We start from the raw sequence: 16,131 nt of genomic DNA, 5'->3' as shown, positions 1-16,131 counted from the left end.
ATTCCTCCACCTTCCGGGAAGCTCAAAGCTTCCCGGAAGATTCACTAGCGATACAACCCTTGCGGGTCCAGTTGCTCCCGGATAACGGCCAGTTCCGCTGCCGCCGGAGGCGTCATCATATGCAGTTGCGGCGAAACCCGCAGCGGCCAGCCCACCTCCGCTTGAATGCTCTCCGCCGTCTCCCCCGCCGCCAGTTCCACCAGCGTCATCTCCTGATCCGGACCGCTAAAATCAAACAGCGCCTTATCCGTGATCACCAACTGCGGCCCGCTCCCCGGAATCCCCCACGCCGCCCGATCCGTGCCCGCGCCCAAATGCCCCGGGCTGGTGCGAAAATCCAGTTTGGGCACAAACGCCCGCTTCTTCAGCCGCATGATGATCAAAATCTTGCGCGCATTGATCGCAATTTCCGCCGCCCCGCCGGAACCGGGCAGCCGCACCTTCGGCTGATCATACGCCCCCACCACCGTGGAATTCAGATTACCAAAGCGGTCAATCTGCGCCCCGCCCAACAACGCCACATCCACCAGTCCGCCTTGCAAATAGAACAGGAACAGGTCAAACATGCTCGTCACCGCCGTGGCCCGGCTCACCAGTGTGGGATCGCCGATGGACAGCGGCAGCCGCGCCGGCTGCGCCCCAAACACGCCGCTCTCATACACCAGTTCAATGTCCGGGGAATGGGTGCGGCGCGCCAGGTTGCAGGCGATATTCGGCAGCCCCACGCCCACAAAAACGACGCGGCTGCCTTGCAGCGCCCGCGCCGCATTCACGATCATCAATTCCGAAGGGGTATAATCATTCATCATTTCTCACGACCTGATTCACGAACGGGCCACGGTGCGCCCGCGAAAATTGGAGGATAAAACGCTGTTTGGTCCCGCCGCCAGACGCAAACCGGCAGCCAGCGTTGCGCGACGCCTCCATTATCCGCCATTATCGCGGCGGTTACAAACTGTGTTACAATTTCCCCATGCTGCTTCCTCTGCAAACCGACCGACTTGTGCTCCGCGATTTTGTCGAAGGTGATTTTGAGGCCTTCCATGCGACGACGAATGATCCCGAATACGGCCAGTTTTATGCGGTGCGGGAGACAACCCGGTCGTTTTGGTGGGAGGTATTTGCGCGGATTCGTGCCGGCATTTCCGCCGAACCGCGCCTGGTATATCAACTCGCCATCACCCTGCCCGCCGGCGACCTGATTGGCACCTGCGGCGTGCGCAGCGAAGACGCCGAAAACGGCCAGGCCTCCTTCGGCTGCGCCATCGCCCGCCCCTACTGGGGGCATGGCTACGCCTACGAAGCCAGCCGCGCCATCCTGGATGCCGGCTTCTCCACCCTGCGCCTCCACCGCATCTACGCCGAAACCATCAGCGAGAACGCGCGCGCCCGCGCCCTGGCGGAACGGCTGGGCATGCGCCTGGAAGGGGAACTGCGGGAACGGAAATTTTTCCGCGACCGCTGGTGGCATATCGCCATCTACGCCGTTCTCGCGCATGAATGGGCGGAGGGCCGGGAATAGTTGGCGGTTGGTAGTTGGCGGTTGGCGGTGACATCACTCGCCGTGGGCAACGCTTGCTGTGGAAAACTTCAGACGTCATCAATGGGCGCTGATTTCGGCCAGTTGGGAGGGGAGGATCTGCTCCGTGAGCAGGCGGCGGAAGAGGGGCGCCTTGTCACCATCCGCGGCGGCGGCGATCAGGTCATAGCCGTGGGTGTAGGTGAAGATGTAGCTGCGAAAGAGCGGATTGGTGAAGAATTCGAAACGCTTGGCGGCTCTTTCCGGGGAGGAAAGACCGTAGGTGATCAGGTAGTCGAGCGCCTGGTCGCGGTTGATCTGGTCCGTATGATAGAGAATGGCTGCGTTGGCGCTGACGCCGCGCAGGGCGCGACCGGCGTGGGCGATGCGTTTCATTTGCGCAATGGGTTCGGGGGAAATGCCGGCAGGCCGCAGCAAATTCTCCACCGTCCAGGCAAGGTCCGTCTCATCCGGGAAGATGATTTCCAGGGCCGTCGTGGCAATCCCTTCGGCAATGACGGCGGCGGGGGAGTGCAGCAAAAAACTGGCCTGCTCACCATAGCCACGCGCCCGCCACAACGCCATTTCCTTCAACGTCCCTTCCGTATGGTGGCCCGGATACCCCTCGTGGGCGAACGTACCCAGCAGGCCAAGGGCGGAAATGGGCACGTCCGTGTTGAACTCAATCAAAGAGCGACCATGTCCCAGGAACCAATTGTAGGCGCTCCACGGCTGCTGGCTCACCAGGCGAATCTCAATATCCTCGTCCGCGGGCAGGTCCACGATCCGGCGCGTGCGGTGGCGGCACGCCTCCCGCGCCCGCTCCAGCAGCGGCAACACCTGCGCCGATTGCAGTTCGTACCGTTTGCGCCGCGCCTCCATCCGTTCCGCCAGGGAACCGCCCCCCGGCAACAGCGCGTCCAATTCCCCATGGGCCGCCGTAAACAGAGCCTCATCCGTGAGCGCGGGCTGGATGTCGTAGAGGCGGGCCACTTCCTCCAGGTAGCCAAAGGATTCGCCATTGAGCAGGCGCAGCGTCGTTTCCACGGCCCGCAGCATGGCGGTGAGGTAAGCGTGGCGGGTGGCGTCCGCCGTGGGCATGTCCACTTGCAGCGCGGCGCAGTCGTCCAGCAAAGCAGCGGGCGGGCGTTTGGGCGCGGCGTTCACCTGCGCCTTAAGCGTCGGCGGCCCCAGGTAGGCGTCAATGTAGCCGGGGAAGTGCTTTTCGATTTCTAGCGTCAGCGTCAGGTACGCCTGGTCAAAGGGAGTCGTCATAGTTGGCAGTCCCAGATGAGTGATGCCTGGCAGCATAATGCTTTGCTTGTTCAATAACCTGCTTGTTCAATTTCTGTGACTATACAGGTCATCTGCCCAGATTGGACCAATTTGCTCTGGTTGGGTCTTATTGATGTCTACAAAATTGGTCCAATCTCTTGGAGACGTGAATAGTTACCAATTTCTTAAGTAATCGTTCAAAAACGACTTAGTGATTTGCAGATTGGTTCAATCTGTGAGATTGAACCAATCTCCGTGAGGTTAATTCCGAACGGTTACTTAATCATACTCGCCATAGTTGACGGGCGCGGCGTATAGGTCACCAGGGGCGAGGCTGTCCAGGCGGGATTGGCCCAGCTTGGCCAGGTAAGCGGCGCGGTCGGGGAGGTCGTAGACCCATTCTTGCAGCCACGCTTCCGTGCCCGCCTGGTCGCGGGAGATGCTGTCCCATTCCAGGTAAAGCTGGTTGTCGCGGTCGTAGTAGCCCTGCACGTAGCTGGGGTGCGCGCCGTAGGGTTCGTGGACGACGGCGTCCACGATGAGGCCGGGGATGAGGGTGCGGTTGGGGTCGTGGCGGATAACGTCTTCGCTGACGATTTCTTCCACGACGACGATGACGTGTTTGCCGGCAAACGCCGCTTCCTTCTGCGCCCCCACCAACCCCCAAATCTGCGTGTTTCCCTGCGCATCGGCGCGGGGGGCATGGACGAAAACCACGTCCGGGTTCAGCGGTGGCACAACGGCAATGGGACCATCCCCATACGGGCTGTCCACGAACTTGATGCGCGGGTTCGCTGCCGGCAAATCCGTGCCTGTGTAGCTGCGCAGCGGGAAAAACGGCAAACGCCCCGCGCCCGCCAGGTAGCGCCCCACCATACCAAAGTGGGAGTATTCCTCGATAGCCAGCGGGCGGGGAATGCCATTTTCCACGGCGCGGCGAATGGCGTGCAGGCTGCCCACGCCGGGATTGCCCAGGTAGCTGAAGACGAGGCGGTCGGCCACGCCGGCGGCGATCATCTGGTCGTAAACGAGGTCGGGCGTCAGGCGGCACAGCGTGAGATGCTGCTTGCGCTGGCGGATGATTTCGTGTGCGGCGGCGAAGCAGATAAAAGCGGTGAAGCCTTCAATTGCCACGGTATCGCCATCGTGGACGTACTGGCTCACCGCTTCAGACATGGTGACAACTTTGCTTGGTGGGTTCATCTATGTTCTGTGTGATAGCGTGAGAACTCAGCTTCCGGGAAGGGGGTCGTGAATGTAGGGACGTGTACCAATAGACCTTCCCGGAAGCTCGCAAAACAGAAGCGGATGGAGAATGGTCCAATCCGCGCGGATTAGACCATTCTCATCGTGACGGTCTGGCTCAGTCGATGACGGTCTGGCTTTGCTCGTGCATGTATTGCTGCACGTAGTAGAGGCTGCCGCCCGCTTTGCCGGTGGAGCCGCTGCCTTTCCAGCCGCCGAACGGTTGGTAGCCCGGCCACGCGCCGGTGGTGGCGCCGGTTTCGCGGTTGACGTAGAGGACGCCGGCCTCGATATTATTCAGGAACCATTCTACTTCGCTGTCATCTTCGCTGTAGAAGCCGGCGGTGAGGCCGTAGTCCACGTCGTTGGCCATGGACATGGCGTCGTCCATGTCCTCGAATTCGCCAATGGTGACGATGGGCAGGAACATTTCTTCTTTCCACAGCGCGTGGTCATACGGCAGGTTGTCCACGATGGTGGGCATGGCGTAGTAGCCGTTCATGTCCAGCACTTTGCCGCCATGGAGGATGTTGCCGTTGGCGGCCAGGTCGGCGACGAAGCGCTGGTAGTCGGCGAAGGAGCTTTTGTTGACGACGGGACCCATCCAGTTTTCTTTGATGGTGGGGTCGCCGACGTTGATTTTGCGGGTGAGGTCCAGCAGTTTTTGGGTGAAGGCGTCTTTGACGTCCTTATGGACGAAGACGCGGGAGCAGGCGGAGCATTTTTGCCCTTGCAGGCCAAAGGCGGAGCGCATGACGCCAATGGCGGCTTTGTCCAGGTCGGCTTTTTTGCTGATGATGGTGGGGTTTTTGCCGCCCATTTCGGCGATGCAGGGGCGGGGGTATTTGCCGGCAGCAAAGCTGCGATAGATGTTCATGCCCACGTCGTAGCTGCCGGTGAAGGTGATGCCGGCAATATCCGGGTGATCGACGATGGTTTGGCCGACGGTACGCCCGCCGCCGGTGACGAAATTGAACACGCCTGCGGGAATGCCGGCATCCCGGAAACATGCCGTCAGCAGCCAACCCGTATACGCCGTATCCGTCGCCGGCTTGAAAACCACCGTATTCCCCGCCACCATCGCGCCCCCGCTAGGACCGCCCGCCAGCGCAAACGGGAAATTAAACGGCGAGATCACCGCCCACACCCCATAAGGCTTCAACAAACTGCGGTTGTGATGGCGCGGCGACTCCTGCTTCATCGGCTTCACAAACCCCTCATTGGCCTCCATCTGGTCGCAATAGTAACGGATCAGGTCCGCCGTCTCCTCCACGTCCCCCAATGCCTCCAGGCGGTTCTTGCCCACCTCCATCGTCATAATCGCCCCAATGTCAAACAGGCGGTCGCTGATCAAATTCGCCGCCTTGCGTAGGAGGGCGACACGCTCCTGCCACGGCGTGTTTCGCCAGCCGGGAAAAGCCGCTTTCGCCGCGGCCACCGCATCCAGAGCATCCTGCTCCGTCCCCTTCTGGAAATGAGCCATCACCATGTCCAGGTTTGTCGGGCTGACTTTCGTAAAGGTTTCCGCGGCGGTGCGTTCCACGCCGTTAATGTACATGGGAAACGTCTGGCCGAAATGAGCTTTGGCCTCGGCTACGGCTTCGTCGAAGTATTGGTCCAGCAATGGATTCGGGCTGGCCAGCGTCGAATACGTAACCTTTATTTTTTCGCGTTGCATGTGTTTGCCTCCAAATAAATGGGAAGATGAAACAGGGCATTCTTCCCCGCTTCGCAGTGACTCTGATGTTCATGGTACAGGCCCAGGGGGCAGTTGTGAGAATGTGCCGTTATTATAACGCAATTTGGCGCGGGGGAAACGTGGCATATCCTCCCGCGCGCATAACGGCGTAAGCCTTCCGCCGGGAAGCGCGCATGGCTAGAAAATTGGGTGGCGGCCTGCAAGGTCACGCCCCTTTTATTACCTTGTTGTTATATCACCGATAGGTTATAATCGACGATGCCATGAGTTGGAACGTTGCATACACAGATGCGTTTGAGCGATGGTGGGTCACACTGGATGAAAGCGAACAAAATTCTATTGCTATATACTAAGTAACCGTTCGGAATTAACCTCACGGAGATTGGTTCAATCTCACAGATTGAACCAATCTGCAAATCACTAAGTTGTTTTTGAACGGTTACCAAGGACTGCTTTAATGGCGAAGTCGTTTAGCAAACGCAAGGAAGGCATGTCGCCAGAGCGACGCGATAAAATTGAGGAGCGGGCACAAGCCATGCTGACCAGCATGGCGCTGCAAGAACTACGCCAGACTCGGCATCTAACGCAGCAAGACCTGGCGAACATCCTCAAAGTCAATCAGGCAGCGTTATCCAAGATGGAAAACCAGACTGACATGCGTGTAAGTACCCTGCGCAAGTTGCTGTCCGCAATGGGCGGGACGTTGAAAATCATAGCCGAGTTTCCTGAAGGCGAAATTGTCATCAACCAATTCGAGCAGGCCTGATGGGATCAACGCATCCTGTTGGAATGCTCCATTGCGAGCGTATGGAAGATAACGGGCTGAACTAGGGCACGTGGCCGGCATCAACACCTACAACGAAAAGGCGCTGCATCTGGCGCTGAAACAGTGGTACGCGCAGGCGGGGGATGAACTGGAAGCGCCACGGGCGGGGTCCATCATTGACATCGTGCGCGGGGATCTGCTCATCGAAATCCAGACAGGCAATTTCACGGCCATTCGGCGCAAGCTGACACGGCTGGCGCGGGCGCATCCGGTGCGCCTGGTCTATCCCATTCCCCAGGAAAAATGGATCATCAAACTGGATGCGGATGGCCGCCCCCTGAGCCGCCGCAAATCCCCCACCCGCCGGGGTCCCGCCTACGTCTTCGCGGAACTGGTGCGCATGCCCACGTTCTTGACGCTGCCGGACACCTCGCTGCACATTTTGTTGATCCAAGAGGAGGAGGCGCGCGTCTTTGATGGGCAACGCGCCTGGCGGCGGCGCGGTTGGGTGACGCAGGAACGGCGACTGCTCAACGTCGTGGATAATTTACTGTGGCAATCGCCGGCGGACTGCCTGGCGTTGCTGCCGCCCGACCTGCCGCGCCCCTTTTCCACCGCGGACCTGGCCGCGAGCCTGGGCGAGCCGCGCTGGCTGGCGCAAAAAATGGTCTACTGCCTGCGGGAGATGGGCCAGATTACGCAAGTGGGGAAGCGGGGGAACGCGCATCTTTACGCGCGGGCGGCCTGAGCCAGCACGTCGGCGATGAACGCTTGCAGCGCCCCGTAATGGGAGCCTTTCCAATAAATGTGGCCGCACGCCTGGCATTGGTGGAATTCCTCGTAGTAAAGGCGGGTCTTGGGTTGGAGGCGGGGCAGTACGGCGGCTTTGTCCACGGGATGCAGCAGCCCGTTGCAGCGCAGGCAGCGCCGCCAGGGGCGCACGTCGGCGGTGAGTTGGAAGCGACGCAGCACGGTAAGAAGTTGCTGACGCGGATCGCGGGACCAGAGGCAGCAGCCGTAGGTGACGATTTTGCGCATCAGCAGCCCCTGGTCGCGGGTGACGAGGACGCGCTGCTCCGCGCCGGCCAACTGCGCCAGGTCCGCGTCGTCGCTGTCGTTTTCGTAGCGGGTGTCAAAGCCAAGCAGGCGCAGATAGGTTGCCAACCGCCCCAGGTGTCCGTCCAGGATGAAGCACGGCGGGCGGGGCAGGGGCGGGCGCAGCCGCGGCCAGGAGGGGGCGTCCAGGCTGGTGAAGGTGGGGTAGATGGCGAAGCGATCCCCGTCGGCGGCCAGGTGGTGGAAGTCGGTGGGGTGGCCGTTGGCCAGGATGCCATCCACTTCCGTATGCGGAACGCCCAGCGCCTCAATCAAGTGCTTCACGGATACCGGCTCTTGAAATGTCCGCGTGATGTCTGTTTGGCGTTGTGCCGGCATTAAAAAATCATTCAACTCCCCATAAAACCGAAACGTAGCCACACTCATAGCGTCAGACACAAGTGAACCTCCCCATCACGGTGGTCGTAAATCGTAAAGCCGCACCGCTGATAAAGGCGAATCGCATCCGGCCACGCCTCGTTGGTCTCCAGCACCAGCCGCCGCAAACCCCGCTCGCGGCCATGCCGGCACAGCCGCCGCACCAACGCCTGCCCCAACCCGCGCCGTCGCTGCGCGGGCGCCACGGAGATACGCACCAATTGCCCCACGCCATCCGCCTGCACCAGCAGCGCCCCCGTACCCACGAGAACGCCAGCGCATTCGGCGACAATGAAGCCGTGCCCCTGCTCCAGATAATGGCGCGTGATGTCGTCCACGTCCGGGTTGAGGCCGGGGATGAGGACGCCGAAACGCTCAGCCAGCCCCGCCAGAATCAGGGCACGGGCCGCGGGCTGGTCGGCGGGGCGGAACGGGCGCAGGTGGTACGGCATCATCGTCAGTTGCCTGACGTTAAGTGGCTGTCCGCAATTAAATTAGCGGAAATGTGCGGACAGCTTGTCAGTAACCGTCCGCAAAAATGTGAAGCTATTTTTGGGCGGTTACTAACTGGCCATCAACTCATGGGCGATCATTTCTGCCTGCTGCAAAACGGTATCCGTGGCCAATTGCTGCATGTCGGGTGGGTAGCCATATTGCCGCAGCGTGCGCCTGACGATCACGCGCAGCCGGGCGCGCACGCTTTCCTTGATCGTCCAATCAATGCTCGTGTTTTGGCGCACCTTGTCGGTGAGGACGACGGCCAGTTCGCGCAGCTTTTCTTGCTGCATCAACTGGCGCGCGCTTTCGTTATTGGCCACGGCGGTGTAGAAGGCGTACTCATAATCGGTCAATCCCATCTCCGCCGCGGCTTTATCAGAGTCTCGAATGGCTCTGCCGAGGTTGATGAGTTCTTCAATGACTTCGGCGGAGGTGATCGCCTTGTTATGATACCGCTTGATGGCCTGTTCTAACATCTCCAGCAAGCTGCGGCTCTGCACCAGGTTTGTTTTCGCCCGCGCTTTGATTTCATCGCTGAGCAGTTTTTTCAGCAGCTCCAGAGCCACGTTTTTGTGCTTCATGCTCCTGATTTCTTGCAAGAAATCGTCGGAGAGAATGGAGATGTCTGGCTTGCGAATGCCGGCAGCGTCGTAAATATCCACCACTTGCTGCGACACCAGCGCCTGATCAATCACCTGGCGAATCACACTCTCCAATTCCTCCCCCGTGCGCCCCGTGCCCGTGCGGTCGAATTTCACCAGGCGCGCCTTCACCGCCTGGAAAAAGGCGACCTCGTCCTTCACACCCAGCGCTTCTTCGCGGGGAATGGCAATCGCAAACGCTTGCGAGAGCGCCGTCACTTCGTTAACGTAGCGGCGGCGGCCATCTTCCAGGCCCAGGATGAAATCTTCCGCGGCCAGAATGATGCGCAGCTTCTCTGCGGTGTCGGCGCTGAAGTATGCTTCATACGAGAAGCCAGATTGGTCCAATTTTGAAAATTGGACCAATCTTTCCTGAAACATTTGCGAGACGACTTCCAGCTTCTCCAGCATGAGGGTTGCGGCCTGTTCCTGCGCCAGCGCCGGGTCCCCCCGGCCACCGCTGTCGCCGTAGAAGGCCAACGCCTCTTTCAGATCGGCGGCGATGCCCAGGTAATCGACGATGAGGCCCGCGGGCTTGTCCTCGTAGACGCGGTTGACGCGGGCGATGGCCTGCATCAGGTTGTGCCCCCGCATCGGCTTGTCCATGTACATGGTGTGCAGCGAGGGTACGTCGAAGCCGGTGAGCCACATATCGCGCACGATGACGAGTTGCAGTTCGTCGTGCGGGTGCTTCATCCGCTCCGCCAGGACGCGCCGCTGCGCTTTGTTGGTGTGGTGGCGGGCCATCTCTGGACCATCCGATGAAGCCGCCGTCATCACCACCTTGATGGCGCCTTTGGTCAGGTCGTCGCTGTGCCACTGCGGACGCAGGGCGACAATTTCACGGTAGAGGTCGGCGGCGATGCGGCGGGACATGGTGACGATCATGCCTTTGCCGGCAAAAACGCTCTGCCGCTGTTCAAAATGGGTGACGATGTCCTGGGCCACGTTCCGCAGCCGCTGCTCGCTGCCCACCAACGCTTCCAACTGCGTCCATCTGGCCCGCGCCTGTTGCGATTCCGTCAGGTCTTCTTCATCCAGGTCTTCGTCCAGGTCGCGGATAAGCTGCCTGCCGGCATCATCCAACTCAATTCTCGCCAGCCGACTTTCATAGTAGATAGGCACGGTCGCCCCGTCGGCCACCGCCTGGGCAATGTCGTATACGTCCACGTAATGGCCGAAAACGGCCGGTGTGTTTACGTCCGTGGATTCGATGGGCGTGCCCGTGAAGCCGAGGTAGGTAGCGTGGGGCAGGGCGTCGCGCAGGTACTTGGCAAACCCATAGACCACCTTCTTGCCGATGACGTTTCCCGCGTCGTCTTTTTCGTCGAGGGTTTTGGCCTGAAAACCGTATTGGGTGCGGTGCGCTTCATCGGCGATGACGATGATGTTGCGCCGCTCACTCAGCATAGGGTATTGCGCTGAGCCTGTCGAAGCGTCCGGTTGGAATTTTTGGATGGTGGTGAACACGACGCCGCCGGAGGCGACTCTGAGCAGGCTTTTCAGGTGGTCGCGGCTTTCCGCCTGAACGGGGTCCTGGCGCAGGAGCTGCCGGCATCCGGCGAAGGTATCAAACAACTGGTCATCCAGGTCGTTACGGTCGGTGATCACGACCAGGGTGGGATTGGGGAGGGTCTGGATGATTTTGCCGGCATAAAACACCATCGACAACGACTTACCACTTCCCTGCGTGTGCCACACCACCCCGGCCCGGCAGTCCCCGCCGGCCTGTTCCTGCACCGACGGCAGACCGTAACGGTCTGGGGATTCCTTGACTGCCGGCCCCGGATCGTCCAGACCAACCGCGCGCAGCGTCGATTCCACCGCCTTGTTCACGGCGTAATACTGGTGATAGGCGGCTACCTTTTTCACCGTTTCGACGGTAACAATGCCTGTGTCCAGGTCTTCTCGTTTGCTTTTTTCAAAAACGGTGAAATAGCGGATCAGGTCCAGCAGGGTGTGGGGATTGAGCAGGCCGCGAATGAGGATTTCTAGTTGCGGCACCAGGGGGGAGGCTTCCACCAGGCCATCCACCGTTTTCCAGGCCAGGTAGCGGCTGATGCCGGCAGAAAGCGACCCCGCGCGCGCCTCCAATCCATCAGACAGCACCACCAATCCATTGTAAGCCAACAGGGAAGGGATGGTTGCCTTGTACGTCTGCACCTGTTTGAAGGCCGTGGTAACGGTGGCGTCTTCATCGGCGGCGTTTTTCAGCTCTATGAGGACCAGAGGCAGGCCGTTGATGAACAGGACCACGTCGGGCCGCTTGTTCACGTTGTTTTCTACCACCGTGAACTGATTCACCGCCAGGTAGTCATTGTTTTCCGGGTGCGCGAAATCCACCAGCCACACCAGGTCGCCGCGCGCCTGCCCATCTTTCTGGTACGTGACGGAGATGCCCTCCGTGAGCAGGCGGTGGAAGATTTCGTTGTTCGCCGTCAGGTCGGGGGCATTCAGGCGCTGCACTGCTCGCAGCGCCTCAACGCGGGCGGCGGCGGGCACGGCGGGATTCAGGCGGGCGATGGCTTGCTCCAGGCGACCAATCAGCAGCACATCCGCGAAGCTATTTCGTTCGGCGGCATGCCCATCCGGGGCCATATCCGGGCCGTAGCGGTAGCCGTATCCATGCGCCTGCAGCCGTTCAATGGCCAGGTTTTCAATGGCGTTTTCATTGAGTTTGTGATCTACGGTCATCAGGCGGCGCTTTCCAGGCGGTGGGGCATGAGCTGGTAGCCCATCGCCCGCATAATGGCGTTGATGCTGTCCAGGCGGGGGTTGCCTTTGACGGAAAGCGCCTTTTGCAGCCCCTGGCGCGTCATGCCGATTTCGGCGGCCATGTTGGAGATGCCCTTGACGCGGGCGATCACGCGCAGGGTAGAGAGCAGCGTCGCGGAGTCGCCGTCCTGCGCGTAATCGGCGAACGCTTCGCTGAGAAAGGCCTCAATTTCGTCCGGGTGTTGGCTGAAGTAATCGACGGTAACGTCGTCCAAAGTACGGTAATCAGGCATGGCTTTTGTACTCCTGCCAGCAGGCTTGCGCCTGTTGGATGTCGCGGCGCTGGCTGCTTTCATCGCCGCCGCAGAGGAGGACGACGATGGTATTGCCATCTTCGCCAAAGTAGACGCGGTAGCCAGCGCCAAAGAAGAAGCGCAGTTCGTGTACGCCTTCCCCCACCGGTTTCACGTCACCGTAATGGCCTTGTTCCAGGCGCGGCAACCGCTTCAGGATGCGCCGCCGCGTGGTGGGGTCGCGCAGGCTACTGAGTCGAGCCATCTTCGCTTTGCCCCGAAGTTAAAGCTCTGACCTGTTTGTCAAAGTCTGACAGGTAGATTTGGTCTTGAATCTGGCGATATTTGTCATATTCTTGCGCCGCTTTCAATTTAGCTTCAAGGGCGCTGATTTTGCCTCTATCAGCGAGGATGGGGTAATCGGATAGCTCCAGAAAGCGATCCAGAAAGGTGACCCAATCTGCCATCGTCATCAGGATATGCCGTTCCGCGCGATTTTCGGCCAGATCAAGGTAAGCGGAGACGATGCGGTTTAGCTCTTTGATGTGCTGTTCGCTGAGATAATTCTTGGCGATAGTTGTGTCGCTTTTCAGAATTTTGCCATCGGGTGCGTTCTTCCAGGTGGTCAGCCCCAGGTGGACTTTCTGCGCATCGGCTGATGAATAGATGATTTCAGCAGCCGTTTTCCCCGTGATAGCCCAATGGAGCTTGTTTTGCACTGTGGCGTAAAACTGTTTGGTGATTGGCGCGCGGGCGTCATAATCCACGCTGCATTGCGCATAAATATCGGTGATCTTTTGGTAAAAACGTCGCTCACTGGCGCGAATTTCGCGAATACGTTCCAGCAATTCTCTGAAGTAATCTTGCCCAAATGGCTGCCCCCCCTGTTTGAGCCGCTCATCGTCCAGCACAAAACCTTTGAGTACGAATTCTTTCAGCGTATTCGTTGCCCAGATGCGAAATTGGGTGGCCTGATAGGAATTGACGCGGTAGCCGACAGAGATGATGACATCCAGATTATAGAGAGTGACCGGCTTGGCAGAATGAGCAAAGTGCATTTTTTGCACATTGCTCTCTTCATCCAATTCCCCGCTCTCAAAGATGTTCTGCAAATGCCTGGTGATAACGCTTCTATCCCGTCCAAAGAGATCGGCAAGTTGCTGCTGTGTCAGCCAGACTGTTTCGCCCTTAATAATGACGCCAATTTTGACCACGCCATCCCCGGAAGTGTAAAGGATAAAGTTGTCTGAATTAGGAACCATTTCCAATTCTTCATCACTCATTTATTGTTCTCCTTATGGGATGGTCTGGCTTTAAATATGATCTGATCGGGGAAAGCGGACGCGCACCTCGCCGCTCATCAGCTTGGGCAGCAACGTATCACGCAGTTTTCCGAGTGTCTGAGCCTGAGTTAGATTCTTAACTCTTTTAAGGGTTAAGGGATCAATCATTCTTGAAAATCGAGTAATTGCTTCTTGATCGGGTGCTAAAAAAGAAATACTAAGAATATCTTCTGGGCTGACACGTTGATGGCTGCCACTTGTGCCAGAAGCGGATATTTGCATTTCAGCGACTACTTCTTTTGACTTAAATAAGTGATAAAGAAACCCGAAATTTCCTAGAGGCGTCGGTCTAAACACCTGAAATTCAGTTGAGCAAATCGAATTAGATTCTGGCTCGAAGTAGATATCCCAAATTCTGGGGAAACGTGGATTGAGCTTTGAAACCAGGATTGAAAATGGTGTGATTTGATACTTGTTGCTTCTAATTTCGCTTCCCAACTCTCTAATAGGCATTTTCCCGTTATCGTACGCGGGAATACTGAAATGTGTGAATATCTCGCCAGGGTGATCGCTTGGTTTTACACTCCGCCTTAAATGGCTAACAAGATCGCCTATTCTATATTCTTCCCAGCTGTCTTCGGCATTATCAATGAACCAGTGGCGGAAGAGGGCTTGGGCGATGTTTTCGAGGGTTTGGTTTTGGCGGTGGAGGAGGTCGATTTTGTCGTCGAGGGAGGAGAGAATGCCGGCAATGGCTCTTTGGTTCTCCTCGCGCTTGGGTAGAAAGAAGGGTATTGATAGAAGATTGGTCTGGTTAAGTTTTGGCTGAACCGCTCCAGTTATATAAGGGTGCAGGTCGAGATTCTGAAAATAATAAACGAGTAGAGCATTGAGATACTCTTTTCTTGCTTTGAGAATATGTGCATGATTATTGACCCAAAACTTGCCAGTTGCCTTAAAAGCGATAGGAGAGTTTCTCGATTTTAGATTCTCACCATCCTCTGATACCAACACATAGTGACCATCAAACAGATAGTCATCAATATAGTCAATTATTCCCGATGCTCCGTAATATGGATAGGGACCAGGTCTAGCAGCACGTTCCATACTACTGAGAGGTACTCTTCTATAATCGTGCAGTTCAGCCAAATCTTCCAAGCTGAACTCAACCCACTGAATCATCGAAAATCACCTTTGCTAAATTCTCTTGAATAAGCATATTCAAATGGGTCTCTTCAGCAATTTGGAATGCTAATTCTGCTTGGAGCGCGGCGAAGCGTTCGGCGAAGTCGAAATCATCCTCCTCATCAGGCAGCCCCACGTACCGCCCTGGCGTCAGCACATAGTCCAGTTCCCGCACCCGCGCCAGCGGCGCCGCCTTGCAAAAGCCGGCCACGTCCTCATATTTCCCGTTCCGGTTGCGCCAGTTGTGGTAGGCCCCGGCGATGGCCGCAATGTCCTCGTCGGAAAACTCGCGCGTGCGCCGGTTAATCAGGTGCCCCAGGTTGCGCGCATCAATGAACAAAATCTCCTGCCGCCGGTCGCGGAACTTGCCGTTGGCCCGGTTGCGGCTGAGGAACCAGAGCGAGACGGGAATTTGCGTGTTCAGGAACAGCTTTGCCGGCAAATTCACAACGCAATCCACCAGCCCCGCCTCCACCAATTCCCGCCGAATATCCCCTTCCCCGGACGTTTTCGAGGTCAGCGCCCCCTTCGCCAGCACAAAACCCGCCTGCCCGCCGGGGCTGAGGTGGTACACAAAATGCTGTATCCAGGCGTAGTTGGCATTACCGTTCGGCGGCTCCCCATACTGCCAGCGCGCGTCCCCGCGCAGCAAGTCCCCGCTCCAGTCGCTATCATTGAAGGGCGGGTTGGCAATTACGTAATCCGCCTTCAAATCTTTGTGCGCGTCATTGAGGAACGAGCCTTCATTGTTCCACACCACCTGCGAACTATCAATGCCCCGAATCGCCAGGTTCATCTTCGCCAGCCGCCACGTCGTCAGGTTGCTCTCCTGACCGTAGATGGAAATATCGCTCAACCGCCCCTGGTGCCGGGCCACAAACGTCTCCGACTGCACAAACATCCCCCCGGAGCCGCAGCACGGGTCCAAAACGCGCCCCTGAAATGGCTCCAGCATTTCCACCAGCAGCTTCACCACGCTCTTGGGCGTGTAAAACTGACCGCCCTTCTTCCCCTCCGCCAGGGCAAACTCCCCCAGGAAATACTCAAAGACGTGACCCAGCACGTCCGCGCTGCGCTCTTGCGCCGCGTCCAGGGCCACGTTGCTAATCAAGTCAACCAGCCCGCCCAGGCTGGTCGGGTCCAGGTTGCCGCGCGCGTACACCTTCGGCAGCACCCCGCGCAGGCTGGCGTTATCCCGCTCAATAGCATCCATCGCGCTGTCCACGTCTTTGCCAATCTCCGGCGCTTTGGCACGCGCCTGCAAATAGCCCCACCGCGCCGACGGCGGCACAAAGAAAACGTTCTCCGCCCGATACTCGTCCCGATCCTCCGGGTCCGCTCCCAGGTGCTGCTCGCTAACCAAACGGCGGTGCAGCGCCGCAAACGCATCTGAGATATACCGCAGAAAAATCAGCCCCAGCACCACATGCTTATATTCCGCCGCGTCGATATTCTTCCGTAGCTTATCCGCCGCCTTCCATAGCTGCTTTTCAATTGGCTCTTCCTGGTTGTTGTTCGCCATCCGTTGTTGTCCCTTAC

15 protein-coding genes are annotated in these 16,131 nt (G+C 58.2%); 3 read left to right on the top strand and 12 right to left on the bottom strand.

The window, feature by feature from the left end:
- Positions 1–44: 44 nt before the first annotated feature.
- Positions 45–806: a CoA-transferase subunit beta gene (locus H6650_16310; GenBank protein ID MCB8953571.1), complete on the bottom strand. Its 762-nt coding sequence runs from the start codon at positions 804–806 to the stop codon at positions 45–47.
- A gap of 68 nt (positions 807–874) precedes the next feature.
- On the opposite strand from H6650_16310, the gene H6650_16305 reads away from it, so the two are divergent.
- Positions 875–1,522 (top strand): GNAT family N-acetyltransferase, encoded by a 648-nt coding sequence (locus H6650_16305; protein MCB8953570.1) that lies wholly within the window; start codon positions 875–877, stop codon positions 1,520–1,522.
- Between the two features lie 78 nt (positions 1,523–1,600).
- Here H6650_16305 and H6650_16300 read toward each other — a convergent pair whose 3' ends face one another.
- The 3 genes from H6650_16300 to H6650_16290 form a co-directional block, all read right to left on the bottom strand.
- Positions 1,601–2,794, bottom strand: coding sequence for a hypothetical protein (locus H6650_16300; GenBank protein MCB8953569.1), 1,194 nt, complete (start codon positions 2,792–2,794; stop codon positions 1,601–1,603).
- A gap of 279 nt (positions 2,795–3,073) precedes the next feature.
- On the bottom strand, positions 3,074–3,997 hold the full coding sequence (locus tag H6650_16295) for a CoA transferase subunit A (GenBank protein MCB8953568.1): 924 nt from the start codon (positions 3,995–3,997) through the stop codon (positions 3,074–3,076).
- Between the two features lie 160 nt (positions 3,998–4,157).
- Positions 4,158–5,717: an aldehyde dehydrogenase family protein gene (locus tag H6650_16290; protein MCB8953567.1), complete on the bottom strand. Its 1,560-nt coding sequence runs from the start codon at positions 5,715–5,717 to the stop codon at positions 4,158–4,160.
- 478 nt (positions 5,718–6,195) lie between these two features.
- Between H6650_16290 and H6650_16285 the strand changes: the two genes are divergently transcribed.
- Positions 6,196–6,504 carry an XRE family transcriptional regulator gene (locus H6650_16285; GenBank protein MCB8953566.1) on the top strand — a complete coding sequence of 103 codons (309 nt, stop codon included), beginning with the start codon at positions 6,196–6,198 and terminating at the stop codon, positions 6,502–6,504.
- 115 nt (positions 6,505–6,619) lie between these two features.
- Positions 6,620–7,252, top strand: a complete 633-nt coding sequence (locus tag H6650_16280) for a hypothetical protein (GenBank protein MCB8953565.1) — start codon at positions 6,620–6,622, stop codon at positions 7,250–7,252.
- Here the strand turns inward: H6650_16280 and H6650_16275 are convergent.
- The 8 genes from H6650_16275 to H6650_16240 all read right to left on the bottom strand — a co-directional run bounded on the left by H6650_16275 (position 7,234) and on the right by H6650_16240 (position 16,114).
- A complete protein-coding gene (locus tag H6650_16275) occupies positions 7,234–7,986 on the bottom strand; it encodes a Mut7-C ubiquitin/RNAse domain-containing protein (GenBank protein ID MCB8953564.1) in 753 nt (250 codons plus the stop codon). The genes H6650_16280 and H6650_16275 overlap by 19 nt on opposite strands.
- A complete protein-coding gene (locus tag H6650_16270; protein ID MCB8953563.1) occupies positions 7,983–8,432 on the bottom strand; it encodes a GNAT family N-acetyltransferase in 450 nt (149 codons plus the stop codon). The genes H6650_16275 and H6650_16270 overlap by 4 nt, the downstream gene beginning before the upstream one ends.
- A 108-nt stretch (positions 8,433–8,540) precedes the next feature.
- The gene (locus tag H6650_16265; GenBank protein ID MCB8953562.1) at positions 8,541–11,810 is read right to left on the bottom strand and encodes a type I restriction endonuclease subunit R; all 3,270 of its coding nucleotides are present in this window, start codon (positions 11,808–11,810) and stop codon (positions 8,541–8,543) included.
- Positions 11,810–12,124, bottom strand: a complete 315-nt coding sequence (locus tag H6650_16260; GenBank protein MCB8953561.1) for a putative addiction module antidote protein — start codon at positions 12,122–12,124, stop codon at positions 11,810–11,812. Before H6650_16260 ends, H6650_16265 begins: the two co-directional genes overlap by 1 nt.
- Positions 12,117–12,389: a type II toxin-antitoxin system RelE/ParE family toxin gene (locus tag H6650_16255; protein ID MCB8953560.1), complete on the bottom strand. Its 273-nt coding sequence runs from the start codon at positions 12,387–12,389 to the stop codon at positions 12,117–12,119. Before H6650_16255 ends, H6650_16260 begins: the two co-directional genes overlap by 8 nt.
- Positions 12,373–13,407, bottom strand: coding sequence for a virulence RhuM family protein (locus tag H6650_16250; GenBank protein ID MCB8953559.1), 1,035 nt, complete (start codon positions 13,405–13,407; stop codon positions 12,373–12,375). The genes H6650_16255 and H6650_16250 overlap by 17 nt, the downstream gene beginning before the upstream one ends.
- 30 nt (positions 13,408–13,437) lie before the next feature.
- Positions 13,438–14,589 (bottom strand): restriction endonuclease subunit S, encoded by a 1,152-nt coding sequence (locus H6650_16245; GenBank protein MCB8953558.1) that lies wholly within the window; start codon positions 14,587–14,589, stop codon positions 13,438–13,440.
- A complete protein-coding gene (locus H6650_16240; protein MCB8953557.1) occupies positions 14,573–16,114 on the bottom strand; it encodes an SAM-dependent DNA methyltransferase in 1,542 nt (513 codons plus the stop codon). Before H6650_16240 ends, H6650_16245 begins: the two co-directional genes overlap by 17 nt.
- Between the last annotated feature and the right edge of the window lie 17 nt (positions 16,115–16,131).

It is taken from the genome of Ardenticatenales bacterium, from assembly GCA_020634515.1.
Taxonomy (GTDB): domain Bacteria; phylum Chloroflexota; class Anaerolineae; order Promineifilales; family Promineifilaceae; genus JAGVTM01.
The sequence above is the reverse complement of the archived record's forward strand: the minus strand, read 5'-3'. Positions and strand labels throughout refer to the sequence as shown.

Bases quoted from the DNA above. Each gene is read 5' to 3' on its own strand.
- H6650_16310 (MCB8953571.1), bottom strand. From the start codon at position 806: ATGAATGATTATACCCCTTCGGAATTGATGATCGTGAATGCGGCGCGG.
- H6650_16300 (MCB8953569.1), bottom strand. From the start codon at position 2,794: ATGACGACTCCCTTTGACCAGGCGTACCTGACGCTGACGCTAGAAATC.
- H6650_16295 (MCB8953568.1), bottom strand. From the start codon at position 3,997: ATGAACCCACCAAGCAAAGTTGTCACCATGTCTGAAGCGGTGAGCCAG.
- H6650_16290 (MCB8953567.1), bottom strand. From the start codon at position 5,717: ATGCAACGCGAAAAAATAAAGGTTACGTATTCGACGCTGGCCAGCCCG.
- H6650_16285 (MCB8953566.1), top strand. From the start codon at position 6,196: ATGGCGAAGTCGTTTAGCAAACGCAAGGAAGGCATGTCGCCAGAGCGA.
- H6650_16275 (MCB8953564.1), bottom strand. From the start codon at position 7,986: ATGAGTGTGGCTACGTTTCGGTTTTATGGGGAGTTGAATGATTTTTTA.
- H6650_16270 (MCB8953563.1), bottom strand. From the start codon at position 8,432: ATGATGCCGTACCACCTGCGCCCGTTCCGCCCCGCCGACCAGCCCGCG.
- H6650_16265 (MCB8953562.1), bottom strand. From the start codon at position 11,810: ATGACCGTAGATCACAAACTCAATGAAAACGCCATTGAAAACCTGGCC.
- H6650_16260 (MCB8953561.1), bottom strand. From the start codon at position 12,124: ATGCCTGATTACCGTACTTTGGACGACGTTACCGTCGATTACTTCAGC.
- H6650_16255 (MCB8953560.1), bottom strand. From the start codon at position 12,389: ATGGCTCGACTCAGTAGCCTGCGCGACCCCACCACGCGGCGGCGCATC.
- H6650_16250 (MCB8953559.1), bottom strand. From the start codon at position 13,407: ATGAGTGATGAAGAATTGGAAATGGTTCCTAATTCAGACAACTTTATC.
- H6650_16245 (MCB8953558.1), bottom strand. From the start codon at position 14,589: ATGATTCAGTGGGTTGAGTTCAGCTTGGAAGATTTGGCTGAACTGCAC.
- H6650_16240 (MCB8953557.1), bottom strand. From the start codon at position 16,114: ATGGCGAACAACAACCAGGAAGAGCCAATTGAAAAGCAGCTATGGAAG.